The 18,354-nt window shown below is 51.1% G+C and carries 17 protein-coding genes and 1 other RNA gene; 8 read left to right on the forward strand and 10 right to left on the reverse strand.

What is annotated here, in order from left to right:
• Positions 1-10: 10 nt before the first annotated feature.
• The 5 genes from IPQ00_11565 to def are packed head-to-tail and all read left to right on the forward strand — an operon-like array spanning position 11 to position 4,740.
• A complete protein-coding gene (locus IPQ00_11565; GenBank protein MBL0241194.1) occupies positions 11-1,483 on the forward strand; it encodes an FAD-dependent oxidoreductase in 1,473 nt (490 codons plus the stop codon).
• A 23-nt stretch (positions 1,484-1,506) separates the two neighbouring features.
• Positions 1,507-2,478 (forward strand): polysaccharide deacetylase family protein, encoded by a 972-nt coding sequence (locus IPQ00_11570; protein MBL0241195.1) that lies wholly within the window; start codon positions 1,507-1,509, stop codon positions 2,476-2,478.
• A 14-nt stretch (positions 2,479-2,492) separates the two neighbouring features.
• Positions 2,493-4,040, forward strand: coding sequence for a glycosyltransferase family 39 protein (locus tag IPQ00_11575; protein MBL0241196.1), 1,548 nt, complete (start codon positions 2,493-2,495; stop codon positions 4,038-4,040).
• Entirely contained in the window at positions 4,037-4,246 is a 210-nt protein-coding gene (locus tag IPQ00_11580) for a hypothetical protein (protein ID MBL0241197.1), read from the forward strand. Before IPQ00_11575 ends, IPQ00_11580 begins: the two co-directional genes overlap by 4 nt.
• A 2-nt stretch (positions 4,247-4,248) precedes the next feature.
• The gene (gene def, locus IPQ00_11585) at positions 4,249-4,740 is read left to right on the forward strand and encodes a peptide deformylase (protein MBL0241198.1); all 492 of its coding nucleotides are present in this window, start codon (positions 4,249-4,251) and stop codon (positions 4,738-4,740) included.
• 1 nt (position 4,741) lies between these two features.
• Here the strand turns inward: def and trmB are convergent, their stop codons facing one another.
• Genes trmB through fabG form a run of 3 tightly spaced genes read right to left on the reverse strand, consistent with a single transcriptional unit; the run spans position 4,742 to position 6,865 of the window.
• Positions 4,742-5,365 carry a tRNA (guanosine(46)-N7)-methyltransferase TrmB gene (gene trmB / locus IPQ00_11590; GenBank protein MBL0241199.1) on the reverse strand — a complete coding sequence of 208 codons (624 nt, stop codon included), beginning with the start codon at positions 5,363-5,365 and terminating at the stop codon, positions 4,742-4,744.
• 2 nt (positions 5,366-5,367) lie between these two features.
• A complete protein-coding gene (locus IPQ00_11595) occupies positions 5,368-6,102 on the reverse strand; it encodes a rhomboid family intramembrane serine protease (GenBank protein ID MBL0241200.1) in 735 nt (244 codons plus the stop codon).
• Between the two features lie 7 nt (positions 6,103-6,109).
• Positions 6,110-6,865 carry a 3-oxoacyl-[acyl-carrier-protein] reductase gene (gene fabG / locus IPQ00_11600; protein ID MBL0241201.1) on the reverse strand — a complete coding sequence of 252 codons (756 nt, stop codon included), beginning with the start codon at positions 6,863-6,865 and terminating at the stop codon, positions 6,110-6,112.
• A gap of 115 nt (positions 6,866-6,980) precedes the next feature.
• Between fabG and IPQ00_11605 the strand changes: the two genes are divergently transcribed.
• Positions 6,981-8,480 (forward strand): D-aminoacylase, encoded by a 1,500-nt coding sequence (locus IPQ00_11605; protein ID MBL0241202.1) that lies wholly within the window; start codon positions 6,981-6,983, stop codon positions 8,478-8,480.
• A gap of 12 nt (positions 8,481-8,492) precedes the next feature.
• Here IPQ00_11605 and IPQ00_11610 read toward each other — a convergent pair whose 3' ends face one another.
• The 5 genes from IPQ00_11610 to ssrA form a co-directional block, all read right to left on the reverse strand.
• Complete coding sequence (locus tag IPQ00_11610; protein ID MBL0241203.1) at positions 8,493-8,750, reverse strand: hypothetical protein; 258 nt, start codon at positions 8,748-8,750, stop codon at positions 8,493-8,495.
• 9 nt (positions 8,751-8,759) lie between these two features.
• On the reverse strand, positions 8,760-9,482 hold the full coding sequence (gene rph, locus IPQ00_11615) for a ribonuclease PH (GenBank protein ID MBL0241204.1): 723 nt from the start codon (positions 9,480-9,482) through the stop codon (positions 8,760-8,762).
• Between the two features lie 77 nt (positions 9,483-9,559).
• The gene (locus tag IPQ00_11620; GenBank protein MBL0241205.1) at positions 9,560-10,459 is read right to left on the reverse strand and encodes a glutamate racemase; all 900 of its coding nucleotides are present in this window, start codon (positions 10,457-10,459) and stop codon (positions 9,560-9,562) included.
• Positions 10,460-10,535: 76 nt separating this feature from the next.
• Positions 10,536-11,726, reverse strand: a complete 1,191-nt coding sequence (locus IPQ00_11625) for a hypothetical protein (GenBank protein MBL0241206.1) — start codon at positions 11,724-11,726, stop codon at positions 10,536-10,538.
• Between the two features lie 83 nt (positions 11,727-11,809).
• Positions 11,810-12,181, reverse strand: a transfer-messenger RNA (tmRNA) gene (ssrA, locus tag IPQ00_11630).
• 237 nt (positions 12,182-12,418) lie between these two features.
• On the opposite strand from ssrA, the gene IPQ00_11635 reads away from it, so the two are divergent.
• Both IPQ00_11635 and IPQ00_11640 read left to right on the forward strand, forming a co-directional pair.
• Positions 12,419-13,048: a zinc ribbon domain-containing protein gene (locus tag IPQ00_11635; GenBank protein ID MBL0241207.1), complete on the forward strand. Its 630-nt coding sequence runs from the start codon at positions 12,419-12,421 to the stop codon at positions 13,046-13,048.
• Positions 13,049-13,201: 153 nt separating this feature from the next.
• On the forward strand, positions 13,202-15,190 hold the full coding sequence (locus IPQ00_11640; protein ID MBL0241208.1) for a VCBS repeat-containing protein: 1,989 nt from the start codon (positions 13,202-13,204) through the stop codon (positions 15,188-15,190).
• A gap of 168 nt (positions 15,191-15,358) precedes the next feature.
• Here IPQ00_11640 and IPQ00_11645 read toward each other — a convergent pair whose 3' ends face one another.
• Positions 15,359-16,744, reverse strand: a complete 1,386-nt coding sequence (locus IPQ00_11645) for an amidophosphoribosyltransferase (GenBank protein MBL0241209.1) — start codon at positions 16,742-16,744, stop codon at positions 15,359-15,361.
• 144 nt (positions 16,745-16,888) lie between these two features.
• Positions 16,889-18,217 (reverse strand): fumarylacetoacetase, encoded by a 1,329-nt coding sequence (gene fahA, locus IPQ00_11650; GenBank protein MBL0241210.1) that lies wholly within the window; start codon positions 18,215-18,217, stop codon positions 16,889-16,891.
• Positions 18,218-18,354: the final 137 nt, after the last annotated feature.

Here is an 18,354-nt window from a genome sequence, read left to right on the forward strand (position 1 = left end):
CGCATTTTTTATGACACAAAATATTGCCATTGTCGGAACCGGATTTTTAGGGATGACGCTCGCGATGAGGTTGGCTGACTCCGGAGCAAATGTGACGCTGTACGAATCTGCCGGAGAGATCGGCGGCTTGGCCTCGGTCTGGGAAATAAATAATATCCTTTGGGACAAGCACTATCACGTTGTGCTTGCGTCAGATCGACATACACGCAATATTATTGAAGAACTCGGCCTCGGCGATGACTTTCGATGGGTCGAGACCAAAACCGGATTTTATACTGACGGCGAACTAGTCTCAATGTCCGATACGCTTGAGTTTCTCAAGTTTCCGCCGCTCGATCTCATCAGCAAACTTCGCCTCGGAGCCACCATCTTCTACGCTTCGCGCGTTAAGGAATGGAAACGTCTCGAAAAGATCACCGTCGAACAATGGTTAACCAAGCTGTCAGGCCGAAAAACGTTTGACAAGATATGGAAGCCTCTGCTCAAGGCAAAACTCGGTGAGGCGTACAAGGAAACGGCGGCGTCATTTATCTGGGCAACGATCCAACGAATGTATTCGGCACGCCGTTCGGGAATGAAGCGTGAGATGTTTGGCTATGTCGCCGGCGGATATGCCCGCGTGCTCGAACGTTTTGGCGAGGTTTTACTCGAAAAGGGCGTCGAGATTCGCCTAAATTCGCGGGTTCAACAAATCGAACGGCTAGAAAACGGCAAGATCAAGGTCTCGACCGCTGCCGCAAGACGTGGCAAAGACGCCAAACCGCATATCGCTCGGCAAAACACCAAATACGCAAACTTCCAGGCAAGTGCTACCATAGCACCAGGATTTTCGGGAGCGTTTCTCTCCGAACCGAAGGCCGATGCCGGTTCGGTCGTCCAGTTTCCCAACACGGCCAATGAATCGATCTTCGATAAAGTGATTCTCACCTGCCCCTCGAATACCGCGGCCAAAATGTTGCCGCAGGTGGACCCTGCGGAACGCAGAATGCTGGAGAGCATTCGATATCAAGGCATCGTCTGTGCGTCGGTAATGATGAAATGCTCGCTGTCTGATTTTTATGTTACCAATATCACGGATGACACGCCTTTTACGGGTATCATCGAAATGACGGCGATCGTCGATAAACGAGAGTTTGATCGAAATGCATTGGTCTATCTGCCGCGATACATAGCTCCGGACGATGATCTCTTTGACCGTTCGGACGATGAGATTCAGACTCTGTTTCTTGAAGGTCTCGAGCGGATGTATCCCAAATTCAAACGAAAGGACGTAGTTGCCTTTAAGATCTCTCGCGTCCGGCAGGTCTTTCCCGTGCCGGTTCTGCGATATTCCGAAGGCCTCGCGGATAAACGGTCATCTGTGGCGGGCGTATACGTTGTAAATTCGTCGCATATTGTAAATGGCACGCTAAATATCAATGAAACAGTGCAGTTGGCCGAGACGTTTTTTGCTGAAGAATTTGGCAGTAAAACTGTGATCTAGCTTTAATATAAGCGATTTTGCATATGAAACCGATCGCGAGCCTTTCGCTCGACCTCGACAATCAATGGTCGTATATGAAGACCCACGGCGATGGAGGATGGGACACCTTTCCGTCATATCTGGATCTCGTCACACCGCGTATACTCGGATTTCTTAATGAACGCGGGCTTAATATCACATTCTTCATCATCGGGCAGGATGCCGCACTTGACAAAAATCGCGATGCGATCACGTCGATCGTTGACGGCGGACACGAGATCGCAAATCATAGCTTCAACCACGAACCGTGGCTGCACCTTTACAGCCGCGGCGAACTGGTCACTGAATTTGAAAAAACTGAAAGCGCAATTGAGAGCCTGACCGGCATTCGGCCCATCGGGTTTCGGGGGCCGGGCTTCAGCCTGTCGGCCGCGGTGCTCGACGTGCTCGGCGAGCGTGGGTATGAGTACGATTGCTCGACGCTACCGACCTATATAGCCCCGTTGGCACGGGCATTTTATATGATGCGGGCCCCCGATGTGAGCGACGAGGAAAAAGCAAAATTAAAAAAGCTATTCGGGAAATTTTCGGATGGTTTCCGTAGCTTACGGCCTCATTATGTTGATGCAGGGGGTAAACAGATCGTGGAAATTCCGGTAACGACGTTTCCCATCATTAAAACACCGATCCACGCCAGTTATCTAATGTATTTGATGACGTTTTCACCGGCACTTGCCCGATTGTATTGGCGGACCACGGTTGCGGCCTGCAGACTTAACGGTGTACAACCATCGCTTCTGCTGCATCCGCTCGATTTTTTATCGGGCGATGATGTCAGCGAATTAAAATTCTTTCCGGCGATGAACGTCCCGGCTGCCAGGAAGATCGAATTTCTTGACTTTGCGATCGGCCTATTGGCCAAAACCTTTAAGATCACCACAATGCGTGAGCACGCCGATAACTTTCGGGGACACCCCGTCCCCGGATCACGGGCCGTCCCGCTCGCAAGTGCCTGACCTCACAATCGCTTATGAAGCCGGAACTCACGCAAAGGTCACAATTGATCATTTTGGGGTTGCTGATGTTGCTCCACCTCGCGATCGCGGTGCCGTTTGCGTATCACCTTAATATCTGGGTAGATGAGGCTTCGACCCTTTACGCCACCCAGAATGGTCTGGCCGTGGCGATCCAAACCGCTGCGGCACAGCAAAAGCAAGCTCCACTCTATTTTTGGGTGATGAGCGTGTGGAGACTAGCCAGCGACTCGATATTTTTCGCACGGCTTTTTTCGATTATTTGTAGCCTTGGCGCGATCTCAGTCTTTGCGAGTCTGGCTAAACGCTATTTTCAGCCTAAACCTGCATTGCTACTGACGGCATTTTTTGCGCTGCATCCCTATCTTATCTGGGCAAGTGTCGAGATCCGTGTCTATTCGGCGGTAATTCTGTTGTCAGTCGTACTTCTCCGTTTATTCTTAGATGCATTTCCAGCTCCGGAAAATAATGATGCCGCCGGCCCGTTCGCACGAACGAAACTGCTGTTCTTGGCCATCGTCATTGTCGCTCTTTACACGAATTTTTACCTTGGCTTTGTGATCGCCGGACTTTTCGTAGCGTTGATAGTTTCTAGACGATGGCGTGACGCTCGCTCATTCGCTCTCCTAATGATCATTGCGGGAATTGTGTTTATTCCGATGGTACTGATGGTGAAATCCGTCTTCCTAGCAAAGACTAGCGGTTATCAAGAAGAACACTCACTCATCGTCCCGTTCAAAGAGATCTGGTATCACTCCCTTACATTCGTTCTTCCGGCGGAGGTTTTTCCGGCCGAACCGCCGTCAATATTTGCGTATTGGCGGACCTGGGTCGTACGAGTAGCATTTATCGTTCTTGGGATCTTCGCCGTGGTTAGGCGACGGCAAATTACAGCGGACACGTTACAGGTGGGCACGATCACGTCGGTGATCCTCGTCTGCCTTGTGATTGCCTATTTCCTTATTGGTCACGAATATTTGGCGATTCGACATCTCGCTCCGCTATTTGCGCCCATCATCCTGTTGTTAGCCCTATTGTGCCGCGACATCTTAAAAGACTCGATTCGCATACGCCCGGCGATCCCGACACTCGTGTTTTGTGTGGTCGTGATGACCTCATTTACATACGCAACGATCAATCTCTATCCGGGCTACACCAAGCGGGGAGATTGGGCCCGAGTCGGCGAGTTTATTCGTCAGAATGAGAAACCCGGACAGCCGATAATCGTGTTCATCACATTTGAATCGCTGGCACTCAGATATCATTACGCGGGCATAAATCGAATTTTGCCTTCAGAGCGATTCTTCGTGTATGGACCGGAGGGTAAGTACGGCAGTCCCGAGAGTTTGAAGAGTGAGATCGATTACGTGATTTTCGCAATTCCGGCGGACGCAGAGCAGATATGGCTTGCAGTGGGCGAAAAATGCATAGTTACTGAGGCCTGCACCCCATTGCAAAAGTACATCGATGCACACTACACTATTGAGATAGAACAACAATTTTATCTTGAGAAAGTTTACTTACTCAAAAAGAAACCGCAATGATAGATACGATCGACCCGAAAACAATTGACAAACCGGTGGCTCGCTGCTCGGAATGCGACCGTGAAGTCACACACTACAATACATTTATCTCGTCGACCAATGCCAGATCTGTCATCTGTTGGCAGTGTCTCGCCCGTGAGGAAAAAGGCTTTAACGCAAAACGTGACTATAGCCGACACGGCCGCCGTGGCGTTATTCCAAGATAGAGATGGCCGTCAGAAAGATCACTGAATATCCTGAAGAAGTATTGGGCAAGTTGGGTCAGCCGGTAACAAATTTTGATACTGAGCTAGCAGAGTTGTGCTCGGATATGTTCGAGACGATGTACGACGCCGATGGTGTCGGGCTCGCGGCACCGCAGATCGGGCTCAATCTACGGCTTTTTGTAATGGACTGCGACGACATCAAGCTTGTCGCGGCCAACCCCGAGATCATATACACCGAAGGCGAGCAATCGAGTCCCGAAGGCTGTCTTTCCGTCGGCAAAGTACCTGCTGTCGTCGTTAGGCCGATGAAAGCCCGCCTGCGGGCTCAAAACGAAAAAGGCGAATGGTTCGAGAGCGATGCCGAAGGGTACGCGGCACGGGCATTTATGCACGAAACCGACCATTGCAACGGAAAGCTTTTCATCGACCACCTGCCGAAGATGCGTCGGGAGATGATCGTCAAGCGATTTAAGAAAGAGAAAACCTGGAAATAAGCTAATCTCGGGTAAATATGACCCGATAGACCGGCAATTGCTTTTCCTCCACCGCCAATTCTCGCTCGGTTCTCACAGGAAAAGGGTTAACGGTAGTAATTACCTCGTTCAAACGTTTGTCTGCCCGAAACAATTCGAACATTTCCCCTGCTAAAACCTCGATGTCGGTCTGGATAAAGATGCGGCCGCCAACCGCAAGTCTGTTCACAACCGCCTCGACGAGTTCTGCATTCACCATACGGCGTTTAGCGTGCCTCTTCTTAAACCACGGATCAGGAAATTGGATCGCCACTGCCTGTAGCGACCCTTCAGGTATCCCACCGATCAATCGATCGAGCCATAACATTGCGTTACAAAATGTGTAGTGCAAATTGCCGCGACCGTCCTCGGCGGCCAGACGGTTAGCTTCGTCAACTAATGGTTCGCGGATCTCAACGCCCAAATAATTCCACGCGGGCTCGACCTCGGCCATCTTTAGCAAGAATCGGCCGCGTGCACAGCCAATATCGAGCAATAAGGGTTGCTTAGGATCTGCAAAGACGGAATCGAGATCGACCGGATCTGGTTCCTGCCGGTAATAGGGACTTAATGGATTAACGTGTTGGTGAATTCTGACCCGAGCCATATCTAGACGATGTGAAGGATCAGCAAAATGCTGAAGAGACAAGTTGCCAGATATATCCCCAGAGCAGCAACACCTGCCGTCTGAACCACGGGCCCGGCCGATCGCGGATCGACGTACTCATTCGAAGGTATTTGAAGCAGGCCGTAAACGGCACCGGTCAGCAATCCGCCTATATGACCGAAATTATCGATCGACTGGTACAGCACCAATCCGAAGATAAGTATGAACCCGATATTCATCAATAGGTTACGGCGAAACTCCGCGGTGATGAACGAGCGGCGGCGGAACGCATAGATGACCAAATAGCCGATCAACCCAACAATGCCGCCGGAGGCACCGACCGATATGCCCGCCGGAACAAACAGAAGGCTTAAAAAGCCGCCGCCGATCGCCGACAAAAGGAATACGATCGCAAGATGTGCCCGATTAGCCAATATCTCAAATATCTTGCCAAAACTGTAAAACGCATAGCAGTTCATCAAGACGTGCGGTATGCTACCGTGCGTCGCCGCACCGGTCAGGATGCGCCAATATTCGTGGCCCTGTAAAAATGCCGGCTTTACAAAACCGGCACTCAAGATAGACGCCTCGAGACCGGTCGTAAACTGTGTCAAAGCGACAGCGGCGATTCCGCCAAGGAGAATATATGTGTAAATCGGTGGAGCGGAGAACGGCACCTGAGGTTGATCGGGTGCTCGTTCCTGCGGCGCGTCGTCCGACTGATAAGTAAATGACATTTATTGACTACATCGCGAGCCCGCCATCAGCCTGAATAACTTGACCTGTGATATATGCTGCGGCCGGGGATAGCATAAAGCAAGCGATCTCAGCTACTTCGCGGACGTTGCCTAAACGCCCGAGCGGAATCATCGCAAGGATCTTTTCACGGTATTCAGCGTTCATCTCAGCTGCCATTTCAGTTTCGACCAGTCCGAGTGCCAGAGCGTTAACCGTTATCTTGCGACTGGCAACCTCCTTGGCTATCGACTTGGTCAATCCGATCATCCCGGCCTTGGATGCTGAATAATTTGATTGACCGAGCATACCCACCACGCCGGAGATCGATGAAATATTTAGGATCGACGCCCCATTCGTATTCCTCATCATCGGACGCATCACCGCCTTTGAGAAATTCCAAGCGCCTTTCAGATTGGTATCGATCACCGAGTCCCAATCATCTTCTTTCATTCGCAAAATGAGTTGGTCGCGTGTGATGCCGGCGTTATTTACCAGATAGTCGATCGTACCAAATTCGGTAGCGATCTGCTTTACAAATTCGGCCGCCGCATCCGTACTGGACACATCGCACTGGGCCGCAAATGCTTTTACACCCATAGCCTCGACCTCGCCCCGGAGCCGTTCGGCTTCGTCGGCGCTCTTCGAATAGTTAAAAGCAACGTTTGCCCCACGACGCGCAAGCTCAAGCACGATCTCCTTGCCAATACCGCGTGTTCCGCCCGTGACGATCGCCGACCGCCCATCAAATTGTTTTTCGCTCACTTAATATTTTCTCCGTTTGTGATGTTTAGATTTTAGTTTTCGCGTGACGATACGTCAAAAGCCGAATTTTCAGTATTCGACTGGAATTCGGCTTTTGTGTATCATCCGTCTAAATATGTACAAGTTCTCAATGTCGTCCCGCTATATTCTTCTCTCGACCATTTTGCTTGTGCTCTGCCCATTATTTGCAGCCGCACAGGTCAGATCTTTAGTGCTGATCAATGCAACCATCATTGACGGTAGCGGCAAGCCCGCGTTCCGCGATGATATTAGGATCAAGGGCGACAAGATCGTCAAGATCGGGAAGATCCGGCCGGCCGCAAACGATGAGGTCGTCGACGCGGCCGGATACGTCATCGCTCCTGGCTTCATCGACATTCATAACCACTCCGAATCCGGCCTTGTGACGGAAGGCACGGCATCAAATCAAGTATCTCAGGGTATAACGACTTTATTTGTTGGCCCGGACGGCGGATCGCCGTTTCCCATCGACGATTACTTAAACAAACTTTCCGGAAAGATCGCAGTGAATGTCGGTGCGTTTATTGGCCACGCTTCGGTTCGGGAGGAGGTAATGAAAGACGACTACACGCGGACTGCGACTGATGATGAGATCAAGCGAATGTCCAAGCTGGTCGAAATGAGTATGAAACAGGGTGCTTTCGGACTTTCGTCGGGGCTCGAATATGACGTTGGATTCTCGGCCTCTACGGGCGAATTGATCGCGTTGGCCAAAGTCGCGGCGAAGTACCACGGCATTTATATGACGCATATGCGTGATGAGGAAGAGGGTATGCTCGACGCCGTGCGCGAATCTATCCTGATCGGCCGTGAGGCAAAGTTGCCCGTTCAGATCTCGCATATCAAGATGGGAAACCGCAATGTTTGGGGTAAATCGGCTGAGGCGATAGCGATCATCGAAGAAGCTCGACGAACGGGATTTGACGTGACCGCTGATGCGTATCCATATACAGCGTGGGCATCGACTATTACTGTATTGGTACCGAGTCGAAAGCACGAAGATCGACGCGAGGTCGAAACCGGCCTGAGAAACGTCGGCGGTGCCGATAAGGTTCTTGTCACAAGTTGCTCAGCCCACCGCGATTACGAGGGTAAGACACTTGAGGAGATCGCCAAGCTCAAAAACACCTCACCCGTCGACATTTACATCCAGATCGTCAAGGACGGCGGCGCCGGCGTTGTTTGCAATTCGATGAACGAGGCGGATGTAAAAGCTTTCTATCTGCAACCGTGGGTGATGGTCGCTAGCGACGGAGGTATCGGTAGCCGTCATCCACGTGGAACCGGCACATTCACCCGCGTCCTCGGCAGATTTGTCCGCGAAAACAAGTGGTTTAGCCTTGAGGAAGCCGTCCGCAAGATGTCCGCAATGCCCGCCGCACGCCTACGACTTAAGGATCGTGGAATGATCAAACACGGAATGAAAGCTGACCTTGTGATATTTGACCGTGACACGGTGATCGATCGTGCGACATTTACTCAGCCGCAGAACTTTTCAGACGGGATCAAGATGGTTTTCGTTAATGGCGTCCGTGTCTGGAACAACGGTAAGATCACCAACAGCCTGCCGGGTGCGATCTTGCGGCGAAGGTAGCTAAGTTTCTGACTAATCTGCTCCCATATCTTGAATGAAGAGCGAATCGTCGTTAAAATCTTCCCTTTTTATACCCAATTCATCTTCGATTGATAACCAGATCGTAACCTCGACGTATCCGCGTGACCATTGTTTTGAGACGTTTGGCTGCGAGGCAACGTAGTCGATTACTTTTCGCGGCGTTGTCATCTTCTCCGCCGCTTCATTGGGAATCGCTATGTCAAACTCTTCCTCGATCCGCATCACTAATTCGACCAGTTCCAGTCCCATATTCCGAAGTTAACCGGCGAGAGCGTTTCGCTGGATCTCAAACAACTTATTGACGCCGATCTCGGCGAGGATCAGCATCTCGTCCATCTGTTCCCGTGAGAATGGTTCGCGTTCGGCCGTGCCCTGCAGTTCGATAAATTTGCCCGATCCGGTGCATACGACATTCATATCGACATCGGCATTCGAGTCTTCGATGTATGCCAGATCGAGTATCGGGGTCGCCTCGATCAAGCCGACGCTGACCGCGGCGACCTCGCTCAAGATCGGATTAGTTCGAATAATTCCCTGCTTCACCAGCTTTCTGCAAGCGAGAGCAAGTGCAACATATGCACCCGTGATCGATGCACAGCGCGTGCCGCCGTCAGCCTGGATGACATCGCAATCGAGATATATTTGGCGTTCACCAAGTATTTTCGTATCGACAACAGCCCGCAGACTGCGGCCGATCAACCGCTGTATCTCCTGCGTGCGTCCGGATGGGCCATTCTTTGTCTCACGCTGTGTGCGAGTATTGGTCGCCCGCGGTAGCATTGAGTATTCGGCAGTCACCCAGCCGAGGCCTTTATTCCGCATAAACATCGGAACGCGGTCCTCGACCGATGCCGTGCAGATCACTTTCGTACCGCCGACTTCGATCAACGCCGAGCCTTCGGCGTATGGCGAGATATTCGGCGTGATCTTGGTGTTGCGTATCTGGTCTTGGGTTCTTTTATCTGATCTTTCGTAACTCATAATCTTGGCGTAAGCCTGCACGCAGGTGAGAGTTTTTCTATTTCGTAAGGCTGCTCATCTCGTCTGAGGCACACTGTTTACGGATCGTGTTTCTGCCTTAACTCATCTACCCCGTAAACCTCGATGGCTTCGAGCTTTGACGGTTTTGTACCTAAAAATCTCTCAGCGACGCGGGCAAACCTATCGGCGGCGTCAGTGACATAAAAGTGATCTAGGTCATCACAAAGTGCCCGTATGCCGATGTGGGTCTCTCGATTCTCGAGATCTTTATCTTTCAAAAGCTGTGCGACCTCGTCGGCAGTAGCCTCGCCGGAATCAACAAGCTTAACATTTTCGCCTACTGTCTGTTGAATTACATCTCGAAGTATCGGGTAATGTGTGCATCCAAGAACGAGTGCGTCGGGGGCGAACTCCTTCATCCTTGCAAGGTACTTTGCCGCGATCGAAAATGTCTCGGACTCCCTGACCCAATTTTCCTCTGCCAATGACACGAACAAAGGGCAACCTGTCTGCAACACCTCGGCTGTGTCGGATGTCCGGCGGATGGCTTCGAAATATGCATTGCTCGCAACGGTGGCTTCGGTGGCAATAACGCCTATCTTTGCGTGCGGATTATCTTTGGTCAGCTCAACCGCTTTTCGACCGCCCGGCCCGATCACTCCAACGACATCAAGACCAATGCTTTCACGTATCTTCGGCAGGGCTAGAGCTGACGCAGTATTGCACGCAACCACGAGTATTTTGATTCCGCGAGATGCCAGGAATCGCGAGTTTTCGATAGCATATCGCTCGACCGTTGCCATCGATTTTGTGCCGTAAGGTACACGTGCAGTATCGCCAAGATAGATGAAATGCTCATTCGGCAGGCGTTCGTGTAACGCTCGGTAAACAGTCAGGCCTCCGACACCGGAATCAAAAACACCGATCGGGCACGATCTCAATTCGCTGCGGTCTGTATTTTTAGTAGCGTCACTCATTGATCTTCCAACTTCAAATATTAAAGATATCTTTCAGGCGCCGTGCCTCCAAGATCCCATCGAAAGAATCTTCGGATCATTGCCGGCCACGACGCCTGAGCAAAAAGAATACTATCACGGCGATCGCTATAGAAACCGCCACGATCACAATGGGATTGCGATAGAACGGAACCGCGTCATTGTGAGAATCAGTTATGTCAGGATCCGGACCTGCCGATCTATTCGGTCCGGATATCAAACGAAGTTCGGCGCTACTCAATACGCCTTTCACTCTCTCTATGGCTTCATTTTCGACAACACTGCGTGCCACTCCGCCGAGGATCCCGCCAAGAGCATCCGACATTGAGCGATCAGTAAAGATCAAGTAACCACCCGACTCGCTGGAGCCAAAACTTATCAGCATTGAGAATGAAAGCGAAGCATCTAGATATCGACTCGCGTATATCTGCTTATTTGCGACGAAATATTGTCGCAAACCGGCACGTGAGCCATCGTAAGCAATGGTATGCGTAAGTGCGATCGCGGGTTTTAGACCGAAATTGATGGTTGACCAGTAAAGCTCACTTTCCGCTCCTTTAAGCGAAGCAGTCGGGTATCCGCCAAGATACTTGTTTAACTCAGGTGAGAGGTCAGCAACAAATAAGGAATTTGCGAGTAGCGACCTGTGCACTTCGGGAAGATCTACATTCTTTTTTCGATTTTCGTATTCACCGAGCGTCCGGTCGCCTCCCGACGAATAGTCCAGGGCGTATCGCAACAGCACTGAGCGAAACAGTTGATTTACAACCGGCTTTCGATCCGAAGAATCCCAATCGACCATTCCGAACTGCCGGATCGATTCGGCCGACATATTCATATCACAATCGCCGACAACGCACTTCTTGAGAGCCTCGAGATCTTTTTCTTCTAGGTCGAGGTCCTTTAGATCTTGATCGGTCGGCGGATCGCTGAATTTGCCGCCCGCCCGCACAGTCTTGTTATCACGTTGTGTAATGCTTGAACGAAAATCGGACATCGATGTCGAGGGTAGATCCTTGATCCGGATAATGCCAACGATAGCAACGACTTCCTTGTCATTAGTCGTAAGTGTCTTGACAATGAGTTTGCCATCGTCAAGAGCGGAAATATCGGTTGGGCCAAATCCGGCCTTATCGGACAAGGCCTTGCGAAAACTGTAATCAGTGGTCTGCGAGCGCACAACGAGTGAAAAGCAGTTCAAAATAACTGCCAACACGAGCCAACCGCTAACATTGCCGATCAATTTCATTTCGATCCTTTCCGTCAATTATACGAGCAATGTTGTCACAGTAAAAACCCGGTCTAATCGACCGGGTTTTAAGAAAATTAAAGTGGTGGAGGCGGCGGGAATCGAACCCGCATCCAAAGGTTGCGACCAGTAAAATCTACACGTTTAGTCAATTCACTTGAGTTTCGCCGCGGGCAAGCAGATGAACTGACAAGACCTCATCCGCGGCTAACCTGACTAACTTTAACGTCGCGCCGCAGGTGGTGGCGCGATGCGAGCCTGAACTGAGTTATGCCTTAGTCGGTCGCATCAGACTGACTTCCGGTAAGACACTTCTGGTTTAGAGTTAACTAAGCAGCAAGAGCTAATTCTTGATTAGCATTTGTTTTTTGTAAAGTTTTTTTAACGAGCTAACCATACAAGCCCGACGTGCATTCAAAGATCTATACAAGCCCCTGTCGAAGCCTGTCGCCCCCCACGAGGAACGATAGTGTACCTTTTTTGGATGAAAAAGGGAATGCTTCGGTTGCCGACATTAGTCGGACACCTTAGCCTTACGGGCCGGTCGACCAAATTTAGGTAGATAACGGTCGCTACTGCGATCGTTACAAAGTTTGGCAAAGGCTGATAGAATCCTAAAATAGATTTGGATGGGAACTCTGTGGCCGGCGTGGTCGTAGATTTTTACTGAAGCAAGAAGATCGGAGTGTGTTATGTTTTGCCCTCAATGCGGATCGACCCAGTCAGAAGAGCTTAAATTCTGCAAAGCGTGCGGTGTCAATCTTGTTGCGGTCCGAACCGCGGTTAAGGATCCAAAATCCGTTGAGAAATTCAACTGGAACAAGTCGTGGGTCTCCGAGATGATGATGGGGAGCGAGGAATCTGTAAAACGAGCTGCGAAACTCGAACGTCTGCAGGGCATAACACCTGCGACAAAACGCCTGAAGAATCGATTGAACGAGATAAAGGGTGGCATTATTACAGCAAGTGTCGGAATTGGATTGATGATCACGCTTTACGTCTTGATGCGGGCGATCATACAAAACCCCGCGATCCCGCCCGAAACAGCCATTCTCCTCAGCAGTATCTGGGTAGCCGGAGTAATACCGCTGCTTGTTGGTATTTCCCTGATCATAAACGGTGTATTCATCAGCAAGAAACTCGTTGACGCAAAACTGAATACTATCGACGAACGTACAAAGGAACTCGATGACAAGGAAATGGCGTCGTTTCTACCGCCCCATGTCGATACAAATCAATTGGAACGCGAAGTGTTTAGCGTGACAGATGAAACCACCCGGCATCTGGACGAACCTGTCAAGGTCAAAAGATCGACCCATTAAAGATCAGGAACACGGCCTACGATCAATTGATCTCCCAACCCAACGGTCAACATTAGACTCGGCTCAATCGTCACTCGCACGGACGTCAGCTTTTACCCGGCGTTGAAATATTTCCTTGCAAAATCCACCGCCTTGACACATTATATGAGCATAATGAGATACACGATTTTGTTGATAATACTGCTGCTATTTTCGTTCTCAGTTCGCAGTCAAAATGTCGGCCGCTTGGATCCGACATTTGGTACGGGCGGCGTTGTGGAAACTCAACTAAGTGGTTTCGCCGCTTCGCTAAATACCATGGTTATTCAACCGGACAAAAAGATCATTGTCGTCGGATACGCAATGATTGCTCGTTTCAACGAGGATGGAACGCTTGATACGACCTTTAACGGCGTCGGTTACAACACTTCCAACATTATGACTATGATTAACGATGTTGCCGTTTTGCCCAACGGCAAGATCATGGTCGGAGGATATATTCAATTTCAGGCTTCTAATCGCTTCTGTATTGCGAGATTGAATTCTAACGGTTCGTTGGATACAACATTTGACACTGACGGTATCGTAGAAACCACGGTCGGGTATGCTTCGAATGTTGAATCGATCAAGATTTTGCCGGACGGTAAGATTTTGGCTGTCGGCGGGACAGCACTTACAAATGGTGGTGATCGAGACGTCGCGATAGCGAGATACAGTACGGATGGTTCGCTAGATACAACTTTCGGCACAGGAGGACGCGTCGCCGCCGACTTTGGCTTTGATGAATTTGCGCTCACTTCTGCAATTCAGTCTGACGGCAAGATTGTCGCAGCCGGATATTATGTTGACCCTCTTCCAAATGAATGGGTGGCGGTGATCTTTCGCTTCAATTCCGATGGCTCGGTCGACTCGACGTTTGGCACAAACGGTAAGGTGTCCCGGCCCGGAGGTCCGAATGCGCAGGCCGATGATGTTGCCATTCAGTCCGATGGAAAGATCATAGTTGTTGGCGGTGGCATTCCCCCGATTAGATACAATTCTGACGGAACGCTTGATGCGGTGTTCACTGCCCCGTCGCTGACATCCACTTGGGCTTTGAGGATTCAGCCGGATGGGAAGATCATTATTAGGGGTACAAATGCCGCTAATAATGATGTTGTCGTCCGCTATAATATCGACGGCACGCCGGAATCTAGTTTTGCGATCGTTACGACTAACCTTAATTATTATTTTCCACCTGCGATTTCGATCGCTCCGGACGGGAAGATTGTCGTCGGAGGAACTCGAAATAGTAATAATTTCGAGATCCTACTCGCCCGTTATCGCGATTTCTCGAATAATTTGATGGATTTCGACGGCGATGGCAAATCGGATGTTTCAATTTACCGTCCGGGCACAGGGGAGTGGTGGTATTCGAAAAGCAGCGACGGGCAGAGTTTTGTAGCTCAGTTTGGGACGGCGACTGACACGATCGTGCCGGGAGATTTTACCGGTGACGGTAAGAGCGACTTTGCGTTTTACCGGCCTTCGACAGGACTGTGGTTTATTTTGCGGAGCGAAGACTTCTCTTTCTATGCGTTCCCACTGGGAAATTCGTCAGACGTTCCCGCTCCGGCCGACTATGATGGTGACGGCAAGACCGATGCTGCCGTCTATCGGCCATCGACCAACACATGGTATATCAACAACTCGACCGGCGGGACTACGATCACAACGTTTGGCAATGTTGGCGACATTCCGGTAGTAGCGGATTATGACGGAGATGGAAAGGCGGATATCGCCATCTTTCGGCCTTCGTCAGGCGAATGGTGGATCCAGCAGAGCGGGGGCACAACGGTCGCGGTCAATTTCGGCATCAGCTCAGACAAATGCGTTCCCGGCGACTACACAGGCGATGGAAAGGCGGATGTTGCTTTCTGGCGTCCCTCGACCGGCGAATGGTTCGTTCTTCGCAGTGAGGACAATAGCTATTTCGCGTTTCCTTTCGGGGTATCGACGGACATCCCAACCCCTGCCGATTACGACGGTGACGGCAAAATGGACGCGGCCGTTTTCCGACCTTCGACCTCTACATGGTATGTCGACCGTTCGACTTCGGGATTATTCATTCAGGAATTCGGCTCTGCAGGTGACATCCCATTGCCGAGTGCATTTATTAGATAGAAAAATTGACTTAGCGGCCGGTCTTGGTTTTCCGCCGTCACACGATCGGCGATTCGGACTCGATTGCGACGAACACTTAACCCTTTAGGCGTCAAATCGGCAGTCTTCGTTATTCGAAAAACCAGTCAACCCAATTACAAAGCAGCTTAATGCGGCGTTACCTCTACATCAAGCGGCCGCACCGTTAGCGATCAAAGTTGGATATTTGCCTGTCCAGCAGGCGGCGCAGGTTGATCCGGGTTCGAGTCCGATGGCCTCAAGCATTCCTTCCAGAGAGAGATACCCGAGGCTATCGGCACCGATATATTCGCGGACCTCATCGACAATCATTTTGGCGGCGATCAGGTCCTGGCGATGAGGCGTGTCGACGCCGTAATAGCATGAATGGGCGGTCGGCGGGCACGAGATCCGCATGTGCACCTCGGCTGCACCGGCCTCACGGACCATTTCGACGATCTTTTTGGATGTCGTACCGCGGACGATCGAATCATCTACCAGGATAACCCGTCGTCCATTGATCAGGTCCTTTATCGGGTTAAGCTTGAGCCGAACTCCGAATGAGCGGATCGACTGCGATGGCTCGATAAACGTCCGCCCGACATAGTGATTGCGAATGATGGCCTGACGAAAATTGATTCCGGATTCAGCCGCAAATCCGATCGCCGCAGCTACGCCGGAGTCGGGCACCGGCACGACGAGGTCGGCGTCGCAGGGCTGTTCGATAGCGAGTTGCTTGCCCATTTTGTGACGTGACTCGTTCACAGACTTGCCGAAGATCGTCGAGTCCGGACGCGAAAAATAGACGTGTTCAAACGTGCAGACGGCGTGGGCCTTAGGCTCGAATGGCTTCGATGAATGTACTCCGTCGGCATCAATGATGAGCATTTCCCCCGGTTCGACCTCTCGGATATATTCGGCATCCATCAGGTCGAACGCACAGGTTTCGGATGCTACACACCAGGCTCCCTGAAATTTGCCCAGCACAAGCGGCCTAAATCCTCGCGGATCGCGAACCGCGATCAATGCACTTGGGGTTAGAAACAATAGGCAATATGCACCCTCGGTATCGCACAGCACGTTTTCGATAGCTTCGATAGCGGTCTTCGCGGGCGTACGGGCGATGCCGTGCAGGATCGTTTCAGTATCTGACGTCGATGAAAAGATCGCTCCGGCGCTCTCTAGTTCGCTTCGCTTCTGATCGGCGAACGGCAGATTTCCGTTATGACAGACTGCTATCTTGCCGTGCTGACAGGTAACGGAGAAAGGTTGCACTTCCTTGATAGTATTTTTGCCGGTCGTCGAGTATCGCGTGTGGCCGATAGCACTCGAGCCCGTGAGCCTTTTGAGTACCTCCGGATTGAGAACATCCGCCACGAGTCCGATCGCCCGGTGCTGGTGCAGGTCTTCGCCCTCCGCCGAGACTATGCCGCACGCCTCTTGACCACGATGCTGCAATGCAAACAAACCGAGTTGCGTTAGTGTCGAAGCCTCTTTATGGCCAAATATGCCAAAAATGCCGCATTCTTCGTGTAATTTATCGAGCACCAGATCCATCTAAATAAATCTTAAAGCATTTTCATTACAGAGGCACAGAGCGAAAGAATTTTTGCCGCAGATAAACCCAGATGACGCGGATAAAGAAACGCCATTAAAAAAATTCTGATCTGCGTTATCTGCGAAAATCTGCGGCTAAACTTCTTAGTCAGCGGGCAGAATCCGTCCGCGGCATTCGCCGAAGCCGATTCTTCTGAAGCCTTCGCGTTCGCAGTAGCCTTTCATTATCACTTCGTCGCCGTCTTCGAGAAAGCGGCGGGTCTCGCCGTTGGGCAGTTCGATCGGTTCGGTTCCTCGCCAGGAGAGTTCGAGCATCGAGCCGCGTTCCGACTTTTCTTTGCCGCTCACGGTTCCCGAAGCGATCAGGTCGCCGGTCTGCAGGTTGCAGCCGTTCGAGGCGTGGTGCGTGAGCATTTGGCCGACGGTCCAGTAGAGATCTTTTGTGTTGGAACGCGAGAGCAGGTGCGGCTCGATGTTTTCGGCACGCATCTTTTCGGTTTGGATATAGACCTCGAGATTGATGTCGAGGCCGCCGTACTTTTGGTTCGCGGCGTCGTTTAGATAATCGAGCGGCTGCGGATCGCCTTCTTCGCGTTCGAAGGCCGGCGTGCGGAATGGAGCGAGTGCCTCCATCGTGACGACGAACGGCGAGATGGTCGTCGCGAAATTCTTCGCCAAAAACGGCCCGAGCGGCTGATATTCCCAAGCCTGTATGTCGCGGGCGGACCAGTCGTTTACCAAGCACATTCCGAAGATATGCTGCTCCGCTTCGCCGATCGCGACCGGCGAGCCCTGCTCATTTCCCTGTCCGACAAAGAATCCTAATTCCATCTCGTAATCGAGATTCTTACACGGCATAAAGACCGGCGGAGCCTCGGCATCGCTACGATTCTGCCCTTGTGGCCGCTTCACATCCGTCCCCGACACCACAATGCTCGACGCCCGCCCGTGATATCCGATCGGCACATATCTATAATTCGGCAGCAAAGGAGCGTCCGGCCGAAACATCGACCCGACATTCGTCGCATGATAGATCGAGCAGTAAAAGTCGGTGTAGTCGCCGATCTCAAACGCGAGTTCGGGCCCCACCCTCCCGATCGGCACAAGGAAGTCCCTTGCGTCCTCGATCGTCTGATCGTCGGCGTCGTCACGCAACACGGCGAAGGCCGAGCTCCTCAGGTCCGCGAGGATCGCGGTTCCATAAACCTCGGCAAGGAATGATAAGTCGCATAAATCGATCTCATCTGCGAGCGAGTCAAATTCATCACCAAGGATGCCCGAGACAATTGCTTGGTAGAGGTCAAAGATCTGATCTCCAATAGCTACGCCCAAATGCGGTGCCTCACTTTCGGCGGAACGCCAGAACATACAAAACGGCAGATTCTGTATCGGAAAGTCCGTATTCGGGTCGTTGGCGGATTCGACCCAGCTTTTTAGGTTCGGGTCGTGGGTTTCGTTTATCTCGTAAGTCATAAGCTGTTAGTTTGCGGTATCTCTTTATTACGGCATTACGGCGTAAATTTGACATATTGCGGCCTAAGTAGGTCAATTTTCCTCCTAAGTTGGGCAATTTTCCTTCTAAGTCGGGCAATTTTCCTTCTAAGTTGGGT

The sequence above is a fragment of the Chloracidobacterium sp. genome (genome assembly GCA_016720705.1).
In the GTDB taxonomy this organism is placed as follows: Bacteria; Acidobacteriota; Blastocatellia; order Pyrinomonadales; family Pyrinomonadaceae; genus OLB17.

Excerpts from the sequence above, each read along its gene's own strand:
- IPQ00_11565 (MBL0241194.1), top strand. The coding sequence starts at position 11 with ATGACACAAAATATTGCCATTGTCGGAACCGGATTTTTAGGGATGACG.
- IPQ00_11570 (MBL0241195.1), top strand. The coding sequence starts at position 1,507 with ATGAAACCGATCGCGAGCCTTTCGCTCGACCTCGACAATCAATGGTCG.
- IPQ00_11575 (MBL0241196.1), top strand. The coding sequence starts at position 2,493 with ATGAAGCCGGAACTCACGCAAAGGTCACAATTGATCATTTTGGGGTTG.
- IPQ00_11580 (MBL0241197.1), top strand. The coding sequence starts at position 4,037 with ATGATAGATACGATCGACCCGAAAACAATTGACAAACCGGTGGCTCGC.
- def (MBL0241198.1), top strand. The coding sequence starts at position 4,249 with ATGGCCGTCAGAAAGATCACTGAATATCCTGAAGAAGTATTGGGCAAG.
- trmB (MBL0241199.1), bottom strand. The coding sequence starts at position 5,365 with ATGGCTCGGGTCAGAATTCACCAACACGTTAATCCATTAAGTCCCTAT.
- IPQ00_11595 (MBL0241200.1), bottom strand. The coding sequence starts at position 6,102 with ATGTCATTTACTTATCAGTCGGACGACGCGCCGCAGGAACGAGCACCC.
- IPQ00_11605 (MBL0241202.1), top strand. The coding sequence starts at position 6,981 with ATGTACAAGTTCTCAATGTCGTCCCGCTATATTCTTCTCTCGACCATT.
- IPQ00_11610 (MBL0241203.1), bottom strand. The coding sequence starts at position 8,750 with ATGGGACTGGAACTGGTCGAATTAGTGATGCGGATCGAGGAAGAGTTT.
- rph (MBL0241204.1), bottom strand. The coding sequence starts at position 9,482 with ATGAGTTACGAAAGATCAGATAAAAGAACCCAAGACCAGATACGCAAC.
- IPQ00_11620 (MBL0241205.1), bottom strand. The coding sequence starts at position 10,459 with ATGAGTGACGCTACTAAAAATACAGACCGCAGCGAATTGAGATCGTGC.
- IPQ00_11625 (MBL0241206.1), bottom strand. The coding sequence starts at position 11,726 with ATGAAATTGATCGGCAATGTTAGCGGTTGGCTCGTGTTGGCAGTTATT.
- IPQ00_11635 (MBL0241207.1), top strand. The coding sequence starts at position 12,419 with ATGTTTTGCCCTCAATGCGGATCGACCCAGTCAGAAGAGCTTAAATTC.
- IPQ00_11640 (MBL0241208.1), top strand. The coding sequence starts at position 13,202 with ATGAGATACACGATTTTGTTGATAATACTGCTGCTATTTTCGTTCTCA.
- IPQ00_11645 (MBL0241209.1), bottom strand. The coding sequence starts at position 16,744 with ATGGATCTGGTGCTCGATAAATTACACGAAGAATGCGGCATTTTTGGC.
- fahA (MBL0241210.1), bottom strand. The coding sequence starts at position 18,217 with ATGACTTACGAGATAAACGAAACCCACGACCCGAACCTAAAAAGCTGG.